Genomic DNA, 13,450 nt, shown 5'->3' with positions numbered 1-13,450 from the left:
AGTACGGATCAGCCCAGGCAGTCGGCCGCCGTCGTGAGTTCGGCGGACATATTCTGCTTCATCATCTTGCACGCCGCCTCTCCCAGGTCGGGGTCGATGTGTGCGACGGCATCGGTCGGGATCACGACCGAGAAGTGCCGGACGTACGCATCCAGCGCCGTGTAGAGGATGCATTGCTCGGTGACCTGACCGGTGATGATCAGCCGCTTGGTTTCCAGCCGGTTGAGCAGATACGCCAGCGCCGTCGCATAAAACGCGCTGTGCCGGACCTTCGTCATCACGCGGCACTCCTCGGTCGGCAGGATCGGCTTGACCAGATCGAGCCGGGCCCCGTCGCACGCGGCGCGGACGATGTCGGAGAACTCCGCGGTGAAGTCGCCGTAATTGTCGTTGACATAGACCAGGTCGACGTCATCGGCTTCACGTGCCCGCCGAACCAAATCGGTCAAAGGCTCAATGATCTTCTCGACATTGGGTATTAGATTTTCAGCGTCGGGATGCTGATACGTGTTCATCATGTCGACCACTAGGACAGCGGTGTCACTCATGCCGTCCGGGATACCCGGCGGCCACCGGTTGACACGCATGGGACGACAATGGAAGGGCGATGGACTTTTACAACGCTTACAGCCAGGGCTTCGCCCGCGTCGCCGCATGCACCCACCACACGGTCATCGGTGACCCGGCCGCGAATGCCGAATCGGTTCTGCGGATGGCCAGGGAGTGCCACGACGATGCCGTCGCGCTGGCCGTCTTCCCGGAAATGACGCTGTCCGGGTACTCCATCGAAGACATCGTGCTGCAGGACCTGCTGCTCGACGATGTCGAGAAGGCCGTCGCGGAGATCGTCGCGGCGTCGGTCGAATTGCTGCCGGTCCTGGTCGTCGGGGCCCCGCTGCGACATCGGCACCGGATCTACAACGCCGCCGTGATCATCCACCGCGGCGCGGTGCTCGGGGTCGCGCCGAAGTCGTACCTGCCCACCTATCGGGAGTTCTACGAACGCCGCCAGATCGCACCCGGAGACGACGAGCGCGGCACCATCCGCGTCGCCGGCGCCGAGGTGCCGTTCGGTCCCGACCTGCTCTTCGAGGCTTCCGACGTACCCGGGCTGGTGCTGCACGTGGAAATCTGTGAGGACATGTTCGTGCCGATCCCGCCCAGCGCCGAGGCCGCGCTGGCGGGTGCGACGGTGCTGGCCAACCTGTCCGGCAGTCCGATCACGATCGGCCGCGCCGAGGACCGCTGCCTGCTGGCTCGTTCGGCCTCGTCACGTTGCCTGGCCGGCTACGTGTATTCGGCTGCCGGGGAAGGTGAATCGACGACCGACCTGGCCTGGGACGGTCAGACCATGGTGTTCGAGAACGGCGTGATGCTGGCCCAGTCCGAACGATTCCCCAAAGGCGAGCGACTCAGCGTCGCCGACATCGACATCGAATTGCTTCGCTCGGAACGGCTCCGGATGGGCACCTTCGACGACAACCGGCGTCACCACCGGACGACGACGGACAGCTACCGGCGCATCGAGTTCCGGCTGGACCCCCCGGGGGGCGACATCGGGCTGCGGCGCGAGGTCGAGCGTTTTCCCTTCGTTCCCGCCGATCCGCAACGGCTGGAACAGGATTGCTTCGAGGGCTACAACATCCAGGTCGCCGGTCTCGAACAGCGGCTGCGCGCACTGGATTTCCCGAAAATCATCATCGGGATATCCGGCGGACTGGACTCGACGCACGCCCTGATCGTCGCCGCCCGCGCGATGGATCGCGAACAACGGCCGCGCAGTGACATTCTGGCGTTCACGCTGCCCGGCTTCGCGACTGGGGACCACACCAAACGCAACGCGGCCGAACTGTGCCGCACGCTGGGGGTGACGTTCTCCGAGATCGACATCCGCGAGACCGCGGGGCTGATGCTCAAGGAGATGGACCACCCATTCGGCCGGGGCGAGAAGGTGTACGACGTCACCTTCGAAAACGTCCAGGCCGGTCTGCGCACCGACTACCTGTTCCGGCTGGCCAACCAGCGCGGCGGCATCGTGCTGGGCACCGGCGACCTGTCCGAGCTCGGGCTGGGCTGGTCGACATACGGTGTCGGCGACCAGATGTCGCACTACAACGTCAACGGCGGCGTGCCCAAAACGCTGATCCAGCACCTGATCCGCTGGGTGATCTCGTCGGAACAGTTCGAGCCGGAGGTCGGCGAGGTGCTGCAGTCGGTGCTCGACACCGAGATCACCCCCGAGCTGGTTCCCAGCGGCGAGGAGGAGGAGCTGCAGAGCAGCGAGGCGAAAGTGGGCCCGTTTGCGCTGCAAGACTTTTCGCTGTTCCACGTGCTGCGTTTCGGATTCCGGCCGTCGAAGATCGCCTTCCTGGCCTGGCATGCGTGGAGCGATCCCGAGCAGGGCATCTGGCCGCCCGGTTTCCCCGAGAACAAACGGCCGTCCTACTCGCTGAAGGAGATTCGGCACTGGCTGCAGGTTTTTGTGCAGCGGTTCTACTCCTTCAGCCAGTTCAAGCGTTCGGCCCTGCCCAATGGGCCCAAGGTGTCGCACGGTGGTTCGTTGTCGCCGCGGGGGGATTGGCGCGCGCCGTCCGACATGTCGGCGCGCATCTGGCTCGACGAGATCGACCGCGAGGTCCCCGAGGACTAGCCCGCGCACTCATAGGCCCGCTCGGACAGCACCGAGCGGGCCTATGAGCGTTGGGACTCAGGCCTTCGCGCGGCGCCAGCCCTGGTACTGCACTTCCGCGATCACCAGCGTGCCCACGCCGGCGGCCAGGTTCAACACCACGCCGGTCGACGTCAACGGGAAGACGTCGGCGAGCACCAGCACGATTGCGGCCACCGTGTACGCCACGTTCGCGATGATGACGGCCAGGCCGGCGCGCCGCACCGACGGCAGGGTGGCCAAACCGAACACGACGACGCCGTAGGCGATCAAGAACGCGCCCATGCCGTATTCGAACGCCTTCGTGGTGCCCGAGATGTCGGCGAGCCAGCCGGCCAACGGCATACCGGCCAGGCCGACCAGCCCGCTGATGGCGGCGTCGGCGCGCATGGCAAGGCGAAGCAAGCCGTCCCGGGTGCCCGTGCGGTCAATCGTGGTTGCGGACATGATGTTCCTTTCTCGATGGCGGACTGCGATCACCACCGACGCTGCTCGCGAACCACTGCCAGATCGACGCCAGGCGCTGCCAAACACTGCCAACCGCAGGTCAGCGGGTATCTCGTCCGTTCAGCGCTCGTAGGTTCCGGTCAGCGTGCCCCGCGCGAGCACGTGCCCGCGCATCGCGGCCAGCAGTCCCTTGGCGGTGGTCACGGTGTCCGGGAGGGCGGCGTCGAGCGCGAACACGTGAAAGCGGTAGTGGTGTGGACCGTGGCCGGGAATCGGTCGTGGACCGGCGTAGCCGTGGTGACCGAGGTCGGCCCGCAGGAAGCGGATCCCCGCGCATCCCGGTTGCAGTGCGCCCGCGGCCACGCCGTCGACGCGCGGTTCGATCACCGCGGCGGTGTGCACGAGCGGGCGGGGGAGCGGGACGTCGACGTCGTCGATGAGGAGCGCCAGCTGACGCGTGCCGGGCGGTGGCCCCGCCCAGCGCAACGGCGGTGACGTGTTGTCACCCACGCCTTTGCCCGCGCTGGACGCCGGCATGGCGCCGCCGTCGCCGAACGCGGTGCTGGTGACCGTGATGCTGGTGGGGACGGCGAATGCGCCACCGGCGAGCGGACTTCGGTGGGCACCCGCGCGCACGCCGCGGAGCAGGCGGCCCAGCCGCTCGATCATGCGCCGCTGCCCGCGCCGCGCATCGCCACCGCGGGTGAGCGCAGCAGGTCGCCCAATTCGCCGGGCAGGTAGTCCTGCCGGGCGAGGCGGGGCAATACGCCGCCGCTCTCGATGATGTCGAGGATCAGGTCGGGCAGTTTTGCGACGGTGCCGGAGGCGCCGGTGGTGTCGTTGCGCCAGCTGCCGTCGACCAGGTCGAACGTTGCGGTGTCGCCGTCGCTGAACGCCGAGGTGGCGTCGGGGACGGTGATCGCCGGCAGCCCGGAGTTCACGGCGTTGCGAAAGAACAGCGAGTTGAATTCCTCGGCGACCAGGCCGGCGACGCCGAGCTCGACGAACAACGCCGCCACGGGCCGCGAGGAGCCGAGCCCGAAGTTCTTGCCGGCCAACACGATATCGCCCGGCGACACCTCGTCGGTCCAGCCCGGCCGCACCTCGTAGAAGACGTGCCTGGCGGCCTCGGCGGGTTCCATCTTCATGGCGAACGCCGGATACATGGCGTCGGTGTTCAGGTTGTCGCCGAACACCCAGACTTTGCCGCTGAAACGCAGCGTCATTCGATCACGCTCCTCGGGTCGCTGATGTAGCCGGTGACCGCGGACGCGGCGACGGTGGCCGGGGAGGCCATGTAGATCTCGGCCTCGGTGCTGCCCATGCGCCCGGTGAAGTTGCGGGTGCTGGCCGTGATGCACACCTCGCCGGGGCCCACCACGCCCATGTGGTAGCCGAAACAGGCTCCGCAGGTGGAGTTGGTGACGACGGCGCCGGCGTCGGCGAGGTCCTGAAGGTAGCCGCGCCGCATGGCCTCGCGGTACACGGCCTGCGAGGCGGGCGTCACCAGCAGTCGCACGCCGGGTGCGACGGTCTTGCCGCGCAACACCTGCGCGGCGATCTGCAGGTCCTCGAGTTGCCCGTTGGCGCAGGAGCCGATGAAGGCCTGGTCGATTTTCTGTTTGCCCAGCTGCGATACCGGCGAACCGTTACGGCTGACGGTGCCCGGCCGCGCCACGTAGGGTTCCAGCGCCGCCAGGTCGATGCGCCGGATGTCCCGGTAGGCGGCGTCGGAATCCGGTGTGACGGCGTCGAATCCGACGGTCCCGCGTCCGCCGAGGAACGACGCCAACACGTCGTCGGGCTCGAACGTGCTGAAATCGGCCGAGACCTCGGCGCCCTGCGTCGCGATCGTTCGCCTATCGTGCATCGGGATGCCGGCCAGGCCGGGCCCGCCGAACTCGAGGTTCTGGTTGGGCGCATCGCCGTACTCGTTGGCGATGTGCAGGAAAATGTCCTTGCCGCTCACCACTTCCGGTTTGGCGCCGTGGAATTCGTAGCGGATCGTCGGCGCGACCTGGAACCAGGTGGATCCGGTGCACATGATCGAATAGATCTCGGCGGGGCCCAGCCCGCGGGCGGCGGTGTTGTACGCGCCGGCCGCGCAGGTGTGAGAGTCGGTACAGGCCAGCACTTCTCCCGGGCGGGCCAGCCCGTTTTCCGCGATCACCTGATGGCAGATGCCGTGCCGGCCGACGTCGTAGAAGCGCTCGATGCCGAAGTCGGCGACGAATTTGCGGGCGTGGCGGCCGCCCTCGGCATCCTTGATGGTCGGGGCGGGCACAGCGTGATCCATGATCACCGCGAGCTTGTCGGGGTCGTGAATCCTGTTGGGCTGTATCCACATGGTGGCGAACTGCAGGTCGATCAGGACGGTCATGTCGACGTCGACCACGACGGTGTCACCCGGTGCCACCGAGTCCAGCCCGGCCTTGCGGGCGAAGATTTTTTCGACGATGGTCATGCCCATGTGCGGTCCTTGGTGTGTGCGTATTTCTCGTCGAGCGCCCGCCATTCCGACATGCCCACCAGGTTGAAGAAGTCAACCGGGGAGGTGGGTAGCTGGGCGGCGAGGTCGGTGCCGTTGAGTTCGCAGAGGCTTTGCAGCATGGCGAACGTCGTCTGCATCAGCAGATTGCTGGGGTGGATGGCGATCGCGTAACCCAATTCCTGCAGTCGTGACGCCGACTGCAGCGGTGTCAGGCCGCCGAGCACCAGGTTGATCAGCAGGGGAGCGTCGACTTCGTGTGCGATGCGCTCGATTTCGCCGACGTCCTGCGGCGCCTCCACGAAGATGATGTCGGCGCCCGCCTGCGCGTACCGGTTGGCGCGCTCGATCGCCGCGTCCAGACCGAGTGGTGCGCGGGCGTCGGTGCGGGCCACCAGCAGCAGGTTGTCATCGGATCTGGCGTCCAGTGCGGCCGCCAGCGTCTGTTCGAACACCGCCGCGTCGACGACCTGCTTGTCCGGCAGGTGCCCGCAGCGCTTGGGGAACACCTGGTCCTCCAGCTGGATGGCGGCGACCCCGGCCGCGTCGTAGGAACGAACCGTGCGCACAACGTTCATCGGTCCGCCGTAGCCGGTGTCGGCGTCGGCGATCAGCGGGACGTCACCCAGCGCGCCGGTGATCATCGCGACCCGATCGGCCATCTCGGTCGCGGTGACCAGGCCGATGTCGGGCAAGCCAAAGCCCGACGCCGCCACACCTGCGCCGGTCATGTACGCGGCCACATGCCCGGTGCGCCTGGTCAGGTGCGCGGAGAGGCCATCGAAAACGCCTGGCGCGACGATGAGTTCGCGTTTGTCCAGCAATGCTCTGAGCCGGGTGCGGGCCGGTGTTGTCGCCATCGTGCGTCCTTTCAGTCCAGCGCGCCGGCGACGGGGCCGGCGAGCAGGTCGATCAGGTGGTTGACGTCGGTCAGGTCGTCGAGCCCGACCACCGCGCGCTCGATCGCCGCGGCGCGGCCGCGATCGGTGACCCGGTCGGCCAGCGCGTGGAACTTGGCCACCAGTTCCTCGTTGGTGACCGGATCGTTGGGCGCGCCGTGCGGCAGGGCCACTCGCGCGCGGTGCACGGTTCCGTCCCGGGTGGTCACCGCGACATCGGTGCGGAATTTCTCGGCGATGCCGGCGCCGGCCAGTGATTCGTCGAGATGCACCGTGGTGGCCGCGATCAGCGACCAGATGTCGTCGGAATCGAGCCGGGCCGGGGTGAACTGTTCGGGCAGCACGTTGCCGTCGAGCAGCGCCGCCGCGGTGGCGTACCCGATGTTCATCTGTGCCCCGATCGGGGTGAGCGGGCGCTCCGGCAGCCACCAACCGTGCTTGTACACGGTCTCTCCGACGGTGATGTCGACCGACGAGATATCTTCCGGTGCAACCGAATTCCGCAACTGCCGGGCGGCGTCGATGGCACCGTGCAGCCCACCCATCGCGGCGTAGGACTTGACCATGATGAGCGAGGTCTCCCAGCGGTGGCCGAGACCACCGGTCAGCAGTGCGGCATCCGGTTCGTGGCCCTCCCCGAAAACACTGAGGAAACCGCCATATTCACGTTCGAACACCCGCTTGATCCCGGTGTACCCGGCGGCTGCCAGACCCGCCGCGTAGAAGCCGTTGCGCGCGGCCAGCCCGTGGTGCATCCGCTTGCTCATCGCTTCGTACTGCGCGGCCATCAGACCCGCCGACTGGGTTGCGGCCAGGCCCAGGGCGTCTTCCAGTTGCGCCGGTGGCAGTCCGCGCAGCTTGCCGGACGCCATCGCCGCCGAATGGGTGCCGAAGACCGGGCCCGAATGCCATCCGCGGTCGAGCATTTGGGTGCCGTGCAGGGTGTAGCCCACGCGGGGTCCGACCTCGAACCCGGCGGTGGCCGCGAGCAACAGGTCGGCGCCGGCCGTCGGAACAGGACGTGTCGACGCCGTCGACAGCAGCGCCGGGATGAGCAGCGAGCAGCTGTGCAGCGGGGCCAGCGGGTGGAAGTCGTCGAGTTCAAAGCCCTGGATGAACGTGCCGTTGAGCACCGCGGCCGCGGGCGCGCTGGTCCGCTGGCCGGTCCCGATGACGGCGCAGTCGCCGGGGCCCTCCAAACCCAGCACGGCGCCGGTGGCGACGCGTGACCACGGCAATTGGGCCCCCACCAGGGCGCAGCCGATGCCGTCGAGCAGCAGGTGTTTGGCGCGCTCGACGACGGTGGAGGGAACGTCGTCGAGCGTGAGATCGGCGACCCAGGTGGCAAGGCGCCCGGTGGGCCCGGCCGGATCTGTGGCGGCCCGCTGCTGCACCGCGGTCATCGCGACCCCCTGTGGATGGTTGACTAGTTGTTATATGTTTATAACAACTGATCGGATCGCGCAAGGGAGGCGGTGTGACAGCATTGAGTACCGTGCAGCAGCGCAGCGAGAAGTCCGGGCCGGTGTCCGCGACCGCCGGCGTGCCGTTGCACCGGCAGCTGTACTTGGTGCTGCACGACGAGATCGACCGCGGTGTCATAGCTCCCGGCGAGGCGCTGCCCACCGAGCAGACCCTGTGCGATCAGTTCGGGGTTTCTCGCATCACCGTGCGGCGCGCGCTGGCCGACCTCGCCGAACAGGGCTACATCGAACGTCGGCATGGCGTCGGTTCGTTTGTGCGCCAACATGATCCAACCGAGGCGCCAACGGGCCGCTCATATCTGCAAGAACTGCGCCAAACCCAATTCGAGACCGAGGTCGAGGTGGTCGAGCTGGGCACGCGGTCGCCCACCCGGGTCGTCGCCGAAACCCTCGGGCGCACCGGCGAGTTGCTGCACATCGTCCGCGTGCGCCGGCAACGCAGGACCGGCGAGCCGTTGCTGGTGACCGACGCCTGGCTGCCCCCGGAACTGGCCCCGGTGCTGACCGAGGCCGCGTTGCGGCGCGCACCCCTCTACGAGCTGCTGTCCGGCGGCGGCATCACCATGAACCGGGTGCGGCACGAGATCACGGCCGAAATCGCGGGCCCGCGCAACGCGCGCCTGCTCGGCATGCCGATCGGCGCGGCCCTGTTACGGGTCAACCGCCTCGTCTACGCGGCCGACGCCCCGCATCACTATCTCTCGGCCCTACTATCGCCGAGCCGAAGTCGCGTGCTGCTCACCCAGGCGGCGGGCGAGATGGAGACCGGCGACGGTCTGAGAATCGCGCACGACGTCGGCGGGCGGGGCGGCTAGGACGCGTCCCGCAGCGCCTTGTCGATCGCCCTGACGTCGGGTGCGCAATCACCGGCGCCGGCGACCAACGTCGCCAGCGCACCCGCCGCGCACGCCCGCTGCAACGCGAGCCGCCGTTGATGCGGCGAGCCAGGATTGGACGGCCAATTCGCGGCCAGCACCCCGGCGAACACGTCGCCGGCCCCGGTAGTGTCCACCGGATCCACTGTCGGAGCCGACACGGTGTACTCGCCGTCCGTGCCAACGTAGCGGGCGCCGTGCGCGCCCAGCGTGATCACTAAATGCTCTGGACACCAAGGCCATTCGTCGGCCTCGTCTTCGTTGGTGATCACGACGTCCGCCGCGGCCGCCAATTCGCCCAACGAGCGGGGATTCTGGCCGGCCGGCGAGGCATTCACGACGACGATCGCCCCGGCCGAACGCGCGTGTTGGGCCGCCGCGACGGCCGTGTCCACCGGAATCTCCAACTGGGTCAACATCACATCGCAGTGCGCGACGACCGCGCGCGCACGGTCGTCGGTCAGCGTGAAACGACCGTTGGCGCCCGGCGCGACCACGATGGTGTTCTCGGCGTTTGCGTCGACCACCACGATGGCCGTGCCGCTGGGGCCGGGAATCTCGACGGCTCCGTCGAGCCCGACACCGTTGGCCTCGAGGTGCGCGCGCAATTGTTCGGCGGCCGCGTCATCACCCACCGCACCGACGAACTGCACCTGCGCGCCCGCGCGTGCCGCCGCCACCGCCTGATTGCCGCCCTTTCCGCCGGGAGCCTGAGTCAACGACGACGCCAAAACCGTTTCGCCAGGCCGCGGAAGGGCGTCGACACCCAACGACAGATCGAGATTCACGCTGCCCACTACACAAACCCCAGCCATGACGCCGACGTTAGTCGCGGCGGGATGGCAAAGCACACCAAAGCCAGCAGCACTTTCGATGCCGAATCGGGTCACGGCAAACGCTGAATAACTCGATGGCCGCGCGATATTCTGCTGCGTTAGGGGTGCTGGATCCCAAGAAAAGGGGCAGGCGGTTGACCACGAGCGAGCTAACGGACGCTGAACCCCATATAGATTCCGAACCGGCCCAACCGGCCACCAAGCGCCCGCGTCAGCGTGCCCTGGCCCGATTCCGGTTCGGTATCCAATCCAAGATTCTGATCACCATGCTGCTGTCGAGCATCCTGGGCGTGGCGGTGATCGGCGCCATCGGGGCGGCGTCCGGGCGCAACGCGCTGCGGCAGGTCGAGTCCGAACGCCTGATCGAGATGCGCGAATCCCAGAAGCGAGCGGTGCAGGCGTTGTTTCGCGAGGTGTCGAACTCGCTGATCGTCTGGAGCGGCGGGTTCGGCATCAACCAGGCGGCGACGGCCCTCACGGCGGACTTCGCCCAATTGAACAACGCGACCATCACGCCGGAACAACAGCAGTCGCTGGTCAATTACTACGACAAAGACATGATCAAACCGATCAAGCAAATCACCGGGGACACCATCGATATTCGGGCCGTCCTGCCAAGTTCCAACGCGCAGAAATATATTCAGGCGTATTACACCGCCGCGCCCCGGTCGAACCCCGATGCGTTGCCCGTCCTGGACGCCGGTGACGGCAGTGCCTGGTCGGCGGCGAACGCGCGCTTCGACTTCTACATGCGCGGCATCGTCAATCGTTTCGACTATCGCGACGCTCTGCTGTTGGACATGCAGGGCAATGTCGTCTACAGCGTGCTGAAGGGTCCCGATCTCGGGACCAACATTCTGACCGGCCCGTATCGCGAGTCGAAGTTGCGGGAGGCGTATCAGAAAGCCTTGGCGTCCAACGACCTCGACTTCGTCTGGATCACCGACTTCCAGCAGTACCAGCCGGCACTCGACACCCCCACGGCGTGGGTGGTGTCACCGATCGGCATGAACGGCAAGTTCGAAGGCGTGATGGCGCTGCCGGTGCCGGTCGCGAAGATCAACAAGATCATGACCGCCGACAAGCACTGGGACGCCGCCGGGATGGGGCCCGCCACCGAAACATATCTGGCCGGCCCCGACGACCTGATGCGTTCCGATTCACGGGATTTCATCGAGGACCCGAAGGAATACCGGCGCGCGGCGATCGATGCCGGCACACCGCCCGACGTGGTGGACCGGGCGCTGCGGCTGGGCACCACGACCCTGGTGCAGCCGGTTGACACAGTCGGCCTCCGCGCGGCCAAACGCGGCGAGACAGGAGTGGTCAGCGCCACCGATTACCTGGGCAACAGGGAGCTGGAAGCCTATGCCCCACTGAGCATCCCGAACTCCGACCTGCACTGGTCGATCCTCGCGACGCGCGACAACTCCGACGCGTTCGCCCGACTGGGCAGGTTCAGCAAGACGCTGGTGATCGCGGTCGCCGCAATGATCTTCGCCATCTGTGTGGCCTCGATGTTCGTCGCTCAGGCCGCGGTGCGGCCGGTCCGGCGCCTCGAAGAAGGCACCCGGAAGATCAGCTCCGGCGACTACGAGATCAACATTCCGGTTCGGCGGCGCGACGAGATCGGCGATCTCACGGCGGCTTTCAACGAGATGAGCCGCAGTCTGGCGATCAAGGATGAGCTGCTCAACGAGCAGCGTCGGGAAAACGACCGCCTGCTGCTGGCGTTGATGCCCGAATCGGTGCTGCGCCGCTATCGCGAAGGCGAGGAGACCATCGCGCAGAAGCATCAGGACGTCGCCATCATCTATGCCGACATCGTCGGCCTGGACGAGATTTCCAGCGACGTGCCGGAAGACGAGTTGGTCGCCACCGTCGACGATCTCTTCCGGCAATTCGATTCGGCCGCCGAAGCCCTTGGCGTCGAACGGATTCGAACATTCCACAACGGCTATCTCGCCAGCTGCGGGGTGGTGACCCCGCGGCTGGACAGCATTCACCGCTCCGTGGACTTCGCCCTCGAAATCGGTCGCATCATCGATCGATTCAACGGCCAATCGGTGCACCAGCTGGGCCTACGAGTCGGCGTCAACACGGGCAACGTGGTGAGCGGGCTGGTCGGCCGCTCCAGCCTGGTTTATGACATGTGGGGCGGCGCCGTCAGCCTGGCCTATCAAATGCACAGTGGCGCACCGCAACCGGGCATCTACGTCAGTTCGCAGGTGTATGAGGCGATGCGGGACGTACGGCAGTTCACGCCGGCGGGCACCATCTCCGTCGGCGGCGTCGATCAGGCCATCTACCGGTTGCAGGAGCGCTGATGAACCTCTTCAACTCGACGTGGTTCTACTGGGCGATCGGCATCGCGGTCGGACTGCCGGTCGGGCTGATCGCGCTGACCGAGTTGCACGACGCGCTGCTGCGCCGGAACAGCCCACTGGCCCGGCAGGTGAGCCTGTTGCGCAACTACCTGCTCCCGCTCGGTGCGCTGTTGCTGCTGTTGGTCCAGGCCTCGCAGGTTCCGGCCGGCGACGTTCCGGTGCGCGTCCTCACCACGGTGTTCGGCCTGCTGGTGCTGGTGCTCGTGCTGTCCGGACTCAACGCGACGATGTTCGAAGGCGCACCCGAAAAGAGTTGGCGCAAAAGGCTACCCACCATCTTTCTGGACTGCGCCCGGTTCGCGGTGATCGGTGTCGGTCTGGCGGTGATGTCGTCCTACATCTGGGGTGTGCGGATCGGCGGCATCTTCACCGCGCTGGGCGTCACGTCGGTCGTGATCGGTCTGATGCTGCAGAACTCCGTCGGCCAGATCGTCTCGGGTTTGTTCATGCTGTTCGAGCAGCCCTTCCGCATCGATGAGTGGCTGGACACCGGCACCGCGCGCGGACGCGTGGTCGAGGTGAACTGGCGCGCCGTGCACATCGATACCGGCAGTGGAATTCGGGTGATGCCGAACTCGATGCTCGCCAGCACCGCGTTCACGAATCTCAGCCGCCCGCCGGGCCCGCACAAGCTGGCGGTGACGACGACGTTCTCCAGCGTCGATCCGCCCGACCGGGTGTGCGCGCTGCTGTCACGGATCGCCCAGGGATTGCCGCAACTCAAGGCCGGCAGCGTGCCGCGCACGGTCCCGGTGGGCGCGGGCGAGTACCGCACGACCATCGGGGTGAACTCACCGGCGGACGCCGGCGCCGCCAAGGCCACGTTCCTGCGCTGGGCCTGGTATGCGGCCCGCCGGGAGGAATTGCACCTCGATGACGCCGACGACGACTTCTCCACCATCGAACGGGTCGAGCACGCGTTGCACACGGTGGTGGCGCCGGCGTTGCGGATCGGCGCCGAGGAGCAGCGATCGCTGCGGTCGGCGGCGCGGATCGTCCGCTACGGCGCCGATGAGGTGGTGGAGTACGCCGGCCAGGTGCCCGCGGCCATGACGTTCCTGGTCTCCGGGCGCGTGCAGCTGACCGCGGCTGCCGACGACGGGTCGCTGGTGCCGATCAGCACGCTGGTCGAGGGCTCGTACCTGGGGCTGACGGCGCTGACCCGGCAACCGAACCTGGCCAGCGCATACGCGCTGGAAGAGGTCACCGCGCTGGAGATTGACCGCGAACACATCGAGCACCTGGTGACACGTGCGCCCCTATTGCTGCAGAACTTCGGCAACATCATCGAAGAGCGGCGCAGCAAGGTGCGCAATGCGCGGCGCGGTGAGCGAGTCGGGTAGCGGCGATCGCGAGCGCGGCGGTG

The 13,450-nt window shown here is 67.1% G+C and carries 12 protein-coding genes; 4 read left to right on the top strand and 8 right to left on the bottom strand.

The genetic code is table 11. From position 1 onward, the window contains the following. Positions 1-8 precede the first annotated feature (8 nt). Positions 9-548, bottom strand: a complete 540-nt coding sequence (locus A5760_RS05340; protein WP_064878451.1) for a cysteine hydrolase family protein — start codon at positions 546-548, stop codon at positions 9-11. 59 nt (positions 549-607) lie between these two features. On the opposite strand from A5760_RS05340, the gene A5760_RS05335 reads away from it, so the two are divergent. After that, the gene (locus tag A5760_RS05335) at positions 608-2,650 is read left to right on the top strand and encodes an NAD(+) synthase (RefSeq protein ID WP_064878369.1); all 2,043 of its coding nucleotides are present in this window, start codon (positions 608-610) and stop codon (positions 2,648-2,650) included. Positions 2,651-2,707: 57 nt separating this feature from the next. Here A5760_RS05335 and A5760_RS05330 read toward each other — a convergent pair whose 3' ends face one another. The 6 genes from A5760_RS05330 to A5760_RS05305 all read right to left on the bottom strand — a co-directional run bounded on the left by A5760_RS05330 (position 2,708) and on the right by A5760_RS05305 (position 7,905). Beyond that, a complete protein-coding gene (locus tag A5760_RS05330; protein ID WP_064878367.1) occupies positions 2,708-3,115 on the bottom strand; it encodes a hypothetical protein in 408 nt (135 codons plus the stop codon). A gap of 120 nt (positions 3,116-3,235) precedes the next feature. Beyond that, a complete protein-coding gene (locus tag A5760_RS05325) occupies positions 3,236-3,784 on the bottom strand; it encodes a YbhB/YbcL family Raf kinase inhibitor-like protein (RefSeq protein WP_064878365.1) in 549 nt (182 codons plus the stop codon). Then, on the bottom strand, positions 3,781-4,341 hold the full coding sequence (locus A5760_RS05320) for a 3-isopropylmalate dehydratase (RefSeq protein WP_064878363.1): 561 nt from the start codon (positions 4,339-4,341) through the stop codon (positions 3,781-3,783). The genes A5760_RS05325 and A5760_RS05320 overlap by 4 nt, the downstream gene beginning before the upstream one ends. Then, positions 4,338-5,585 (bottom strand): 3-isopropylmalate dehydratase large subunit, encoded by a 1,248-nt coding sequence (locus A5760_RS05315; RefSeq protein WP_064878361.1) that lies wholly within the window; start codon positions 5,583-5,585, stop codon positions 4,338-4,340. The genes A5760_RS05320 and A5760_RS05315 overlap by 4 nt, the downstream gene beginning before the upstream one ends. Further along, positions 5,576-6,463 carry an isocitrate lyase/PEP mutase family protein gene (locus A5760_RS05310; RefSeq protein WP_064878359.1) on the bottom strand — a complete coding sequence of 296 codons (888 nt, stop codon included), beginning with the start codon at positions 6,461-6,463 and terminating at the stop codon, positions 5,576-5,578. Before A5760_RS05310 ends, A5760_RS05315 begins: the two co-directional genes overlap by 10 nt. 11 nt (positions 6,464-6,474) lie before the next feature. Then, entirely contained in the window at positions 6,475-7,905 is a 1,431-nt protein-coding gene (locus tag A5760_RS05305; RefSeq protein ID WP_064878357.1) for an MmgE/PrpD family protein, read from the bottom strand. Positions 7,906-7,988: 83 nt separating this feature from the next. Between A5760_RS05305 and A5760_RS05300 the strand changes: the two genes are divergently transcribed. After that, complete coding sequence (locus A5760_RS05300) at positions 7,989-8,801, top strand: GntR family transcriptional regulator (RefSeq protein WP_155764213.1); 813 nt, start codon at positions 7,989-7,991, stop codon at positions 8,799-8,801. Here the strand turns inward: A5760_RS05300 and A5760_RS05295 are convergent. Then, entirely contained in the window at positions 8,798-9,676 is an 879-nt protein-coding gene (locus tag A5760_RS05295) for a ribokinase (RefSeq protein ID WP_082279348.1), read from the bottom strand. The genes A5760_RS05300 and A5760_RS05295 overlap by 4 nt on opposite strands. Positions 9,677-9,831: 155 nt before the next feature. On the opposite strand from A5760_RS05295, the gene A5760_RS05290 reads away from it, so the two are divergent. Together A5760_RS05290 and A5760_RS05285 are read left to right on the top strand one after the other, a co-directional pair. Next, a complete protein-coding gene (locus A5760_RS05290) occupies positions 9,832-12,024 on the top strand; it encodes an adenylate/guanylate cyclase domain-containing protein (RefSeq protein WP_064878448.1) in 2,193 nt (730 codons plus the stop codon). Further along, positions 12,024-13,427: a mechanosensitive ion channel domain-containing protein gene (locus A5760_RS05285; RefSeq protein WP_064878351.1), complete on the top strand. Its 1,404-nt coding sequence runs from the start codon at positions 12,024-12,026 to the stop codon at positions 13,425-13,427. The genes A5760_RS05290 and A5760_RS05285 overlap by 1 nt, the downstream gene beginning before the upstream one ends. Positions 13,428-13,450: the final 23 nt, after the last annotated feature.

Source organism: Mycobacterium colombiense (assembly GCF_001665835.1).
Lineage (GTDB): Bacteria > Actinomycetota > Actinomycetes > Mycobacteriales > Mycobacteriaceae > Mycobacterium > Mycobacterium colombiense_A.
Note: the sequence above shows the minus strand (reverse complement) of the source record. Positions and strands in the feature narration are given on the sequence as shown.